The organism is Streptomyces sp. PA03-6a (assembly GCF_033792765.1).
GTDB lineage: Bacteria > Actinomycetota > Actinomycetes > Streptomycetales > Streptomycetaceae > Actinacidiphila.
The window spans coordinates 1-1915 of sequence record NZ_JARAVK010000532.1 but is presented as its reverse complement, the minus strand read 5'-3'; the positions used below and the strand labels follow the sequence as shown (position 1 = coordinate 1915).

Annotated in this window: 1 pseudogene; it reads right to left on the bottom strand. The window is 68.8% G+C overall.

Annotated features, from left to right (window positions below):
* Positions 1 to 1286, bottom strand: a pseudogene (locus PV350_RS46385) (hypothetical protein); the annotation flags it as partial.
* Between the last annotated feature and the right edge of the window lie 629 nt (positions 1287 to 1915).

Sequence of the window (1915 nt, the reverse complement as noted above, 5' to 3'; positions counted from 1 at the left end):
CGCCATCCCAAGCCGAAGACATCGATACCCCGGTGTCCCATCAGGTCGTCGTCGGCCCGCAAAAGCCTGCCGGCCACCAGTAGCGGGTTGTCACCGGCATGCGCCGGGTCCAGCACCGTCCGGTAGCGGCGGAACGAATGAGGATTACGGGCTTCCACTACCCCCAAGACGGCGGTAGCCACAGCCGCTTCACCGCCACGGCGGGCCCCCACGACAAAGTCCCAGTCACGGGAGGTCCAACCCGCAGTACTCCTCTCACCGGACAACCACCTGCCAACCAGGTCCTCAACAGCCGCCCGTTCACCAGCCGGCAAAGCCACGCCAGCCGGAATCACGACAGGATTCGCGGTGACCACAGCCGGGAACCGGCTGCCCGGATCCAGCAACGCCGCCTTGTAGGAATCGGTGTGACTGCTTTGCCCGTCCAGCCAGGCAAGAACCTTCCTCACCCTGCCATCAGGCCCCATCACAGCACCCTGGCCAGACCCTACTCTCTTCTCGTCGATACCCAGGTCACCGTCCACCAACGTGGCATCGGAATCATCCACCACACCGCCGCCGTCGCCGCCAACCGCTGGTGTGGCATCCACGCCGGTATCGGCTACCACCGTGGCCGCATCGCTAACGTCATCTGCACTGATGGCAGCACCGGCACGGGCACCCTTGCCGGCTGCCGGCCGCAGCACACCACCATCCGCAACCCCCACCCGTGCCCCCACGCCCACCGACGAATCCACCACCGCAGACACCCCCGACTCCGTCACCGCACGACCCCCCGCACCGACCCCGGCCACCGTCGCCTCATCGTCGCTGCGGGAGCTACCAGCCAGGGCCTCGTCATCGGCACGTGCGCCACCTGCCAGCGTGCTGCCATCAACGTCGGACTTGTCTACCAACGTACCGTCGTCGGTCTCACCTGCCACCGTGCTGCCATCAACGTCGTCGGTCTCGCCCGCCACCACATCAACAGCAGCCTCATCACCGGGCAAGCCGGGTGTGCGGCCAATTGCGGGATGCAAGCCACCGCTGGATACCAACGCCGGACCATTCCCGCGGCCGCTACCCACAACGTCCTCATCCTCGGGCCCGGAAATAACGTGCGGCCCGTCAGTTTCCGCCTTGACCGGTGCCGACGGCAGACCGCCACTACCCGCAGCCCGCGGCAGTACAGCCGCCGCCGGCTCCCGCCCACCGGTGCCCTGCACTGGCAAGGTCCCTGCCACCGAGGCGGATACCGAAGACAGCCAGCCACCAGCAACCCCGCCGACACCACTCGTGTTCACCACAGGTGCCGGGGTACTGGGACTCGTGGCGGGCGCCGCAGGAAGAACCCCAGCCTCACCGGAAGAACGAGGTGCGTCCTCGAAACCCGCAAGCCCGCCAGCAGTGCCCACACCCTGGACCGACGCGAAGCGGTCACCAAACCCCGCACCACCCAGGCCCCGGGCCCCGGCACCATCCCCGGTACCAGTGCCAGTACCAGTGCCAGTACCAGCGGCGGCGTCGTTCCTGTCGGCCAGCCCCACACCGTTGCCCTCCAGACCCGCCGTTGCTGCCACGATTGGCTGCTGAGTCCCGTGGTCCGTCTCCGCACCGCGCACCGCACCCAAAACATGCGACCCACCAGAACCGGCAGAACCGGCAGCAGAACCGCTGGAACCCTCTGACGTGCCAGACACCGAACCGGTACCGGCACCAGCTCGGGAACGATCCACAGACATACCGCCTGCGCCGGCACCGGCCGTGCCCGCGGTGACCGTGCCCGAACCACCGCCGCCGTGCACCGCAGGCGCCACGCCCCGGCCTGAACCGGTGCCAGGTGTGTTCCCGGTCTCCGGACCGCGGCCCGGAAGCCCGGCAGTGCCAGCAGCAGGGGTGGCGGGGCCGCCCGCCTCCCCGCCCGCTTGCCCACCCG